3 protein-coding genes are annotated in these 2,432 nt (G+C 34.6%); all 3 read left to right on the forward strand.

The genetic code is table 11. From position 1 onward, the window contains the following. The first annotated feature begins 341 nt into the window (after positions 1 to 341). The 3 genes from HNP82_RS18860 to HNP82_RS17635 all read left to right on the forward strand — a co-directional run bounded on the left by HNP82_RS18860 (position 342) and on the right by HNP82_RS17635 (position 2,343). On the forward strand, positions 342 to 611 hold the full coding sequence (locus HNP82_RS18860; protein ID WP_183776813.1) for a macro domain-containing protein: 270 nt from the start codon (positions 342 to 344) through the stop codon (positions 609 to 611). Further along, positions 599 to 775, forward strand: coding sequence for a hypothetical protein (locus HNP82_RS17630; RefSeq protein WP_183776816.1), 177 nt, complete (start codon positions 599 to 601; stop codon positions 773 to 775). Before HNP82_RS18860 ends, HNP82_RS17630 begins: the two co-directional genes overlap by 13 nt. A gap of 149 nt (positions 776 to 924) precedes the next feature. Next, on the forward strand, positions 925 to 2,343 hold the full coding sequence (locus HNP82_RS17635) for a hypothetical protein (RefSeq protein WP_183776815.1): 1,419 nt from the start codon (positions 925 to 927) through the stop codon (positions 2,341 to 2,343). Positions 2,344 to 2,432: the final 89 nt, after the last annotated feature.

The following is a 2,432-nucleotide window of genomic DNA, read 5'->3' on the forward strand; positions in this document are numbered from 1 at the left end:
CATAGTAATGAATCCTCTCTTTCGTATTGATTTTAGTATATCAGATTCATTAAAAATTGTCCGAAAAAGTGTCTTAATTTATGAGACCATTATACATCGCTATGACGCATGCTTATTAGATGAAGTTCGCTTCAATGATTGCTGTTGTGAAAAGTGCTGGAATTTTTGGGATTTATAAAAATTTACAATTTACTATGGAAATATTTCCTGTTTATGTGTATAATACAAGAGGACATAGTTTGGGCATCCTTTCATATGTGTGTTAACTCAATTCTACACGCAGCCAGAACTATGTCCTTTTATTTGTACAGAAACATTAAAAATAGTATGCCTGATTTAAAATGCATTTGCTTTTTCCTACAAAACAACATTGGCGTAATCCATTGAAAATTGAATATATTGAATGTGGATTGAAGAAGCTGGTTGAAAATTGGGATAAGTTAGGTGCGGATTCCATTGCGTTTCCACGCTTAGGATGTGGAAACGGCGTATTGGATTGGAATGACGTAAGGCCACTAATGGAGCAATATTTAAAGAATGTACCATTACAGATATATATGTTGATAATTATGCAGATCCGGAACCAGAGCATTTACAGGTGTCAGAAATAGAAAAATGGTTGAGTGGAGTAAATGATTTAGAAGGATACGAAAAATTTAAAATTGTTCGGGGAAAAGAAGTATATGTTTTATGGGAAAATAAAGTTGCTTTTAGAGGATTTCCAGTGATCTGCGGCAAAATTTGCAGCCGGGAGATTATAACCGAAAGCTTATAGATGATTAAATAAGGGATAGAATGATGAAGGAAAAATTTAACTGCAGAAAGTTATTCATATTTTTAGGCTTATTTATTATAATTACGATATTTAATTATATGTATCACAGCAAAATCGAAGTGTCGTCGGATTCGACGACACTTATTCCTATGGCGAAGGATTTTCTAAAAGGAAATATTTTATTAGAAAGCTGGATTTTAGGGACAAATAATTTTTATTTTACAGATATGATTTACTTTGCGCTGGGATTTCTTTTTCAATTAAAATCCAGTACGCTGGTTTATTTGATCCCGGCCGCTGTACAGGCGGCAACGGTTGTTTTATTGATTTATTTCTTTTTTGATTTTGACATTAGAGACGGCGGCTTAAAAGATAAATGGAGCCTTGGGATCGGTGTGCTTGCTGTACTGGCAATTTTAGGAGTTACAGCGCCGCAAGTGGCGTATACATTATTAAATGTGAACTCTCATAATATCGTATATCTGTACTTTATTTTGGCCCTTATGCTGGTATTCCGGTATATTAAAGACGGGAAAATCCCCTATTTGATTTTATATATCCTTTTATGTACATTGAGCGCATTTTCTGACGGTGTTACGCAGATGGTGATTTTCGCCCCTGTATGTATGTGCTGTATTGTTTGCATCATTAAACGGGAAGATATACGAAGAAACTTAATAATATTTGGTGGAACCGTGGCTGCTTTTATATTTTCCAAGGTGCTGCTGACCGTTGTGGAGTATGCCGGCGGATTAGTGACACGGGGATTACCTTTGGGGTTAGTTTCTCCACTGGACTGGTGGCAGCGAATCAAAGATTTTGGAAAAGTATATTTTCAGTTTTTTAATTATAAAGGAATTCAATACTGTAGTTTGTTATCTTCGGAAGGCGTTTACCACATTATTATTACGGTTTATATTATTTTGATACCTATTATATTGCTTTATAATTTTATTTTCATATTTAAAATTTCTAAGAAGCGAATGGTATTATTATGGTGTTCAGTAATTAATATAGTCAGTTGTGTAGCTACAAATGTTGTTGTGTTTAATCGGTATTTGGCGCCATTTTTTATTTTCGGGTCAATGTTGCTGATTTTGACTATTTATGATCTGAGTATCAAATTCAAAAATGTAAAATATCTTAAAGCAAGTGTGCTGAAAGGTGTGAATTATGTCTATGTATGTGTGCTATGTGCTGCCCTGTTGTTTACGGGGGCATATAAATTGAATTTGATTCATGATATGGGAAGATTTGGAGATCTTCAAAGGCAGGTTGCTTCTGTATTAACGGAGAAGCAATGGGGAAATGGCTATGGGGATTTCTGGAGTTCTTCACTTATCTCGTATTATACGGATTTTCAGTGTGAGATATATCCTGTCAACATTACTGCAGGAAGTTCGTCAATCTCTCCCTATGTGGAATTGGTATCTGAGCGCTGGTATGAAGAAAAGGACAAACATTTTATTATTCGCTACAACGTAGTAACAACGATAGATATGGATACAATGTTATCATTGATTGGTCAGCCGGAAGAAATGATAGAGATTGGGCCATACACACTATAATGGTCTCATAAATTAAGACACTTTTTCGGACAATTTTTAATGAATCTGATATACTAAAATCAATACGAAAGAGAGGATTCATTACTATG

Origin of the sequence: Catenibacillus scindens, assembly GCF_014202115.1 — a bacterium.
GTDB classification, from domain to species: Bacteria; Bacillota; Clostridia; order Lachnospirales; family Lachnospiraceae; genus Catenibacillus; species Catenibacillus scindens.

What these genes read in the sequence shown, in the direction of transcription:
- HNP82_RS18860 (WP_183776813.1), top strand. Translation starts at nt 342, where the DNA reads ATGCATTTGCTTTTTCCTACAAAACAACATTGGCGTAATCCATTGAAA.
- HNP82_RS17635 (WP_183776815.1), top strand. Translation starts at nt 925, where the DNA reads ATGGCGAAGGATTTTCTAAAAGGAAATATTTTATTAGAAAGCTGGATT.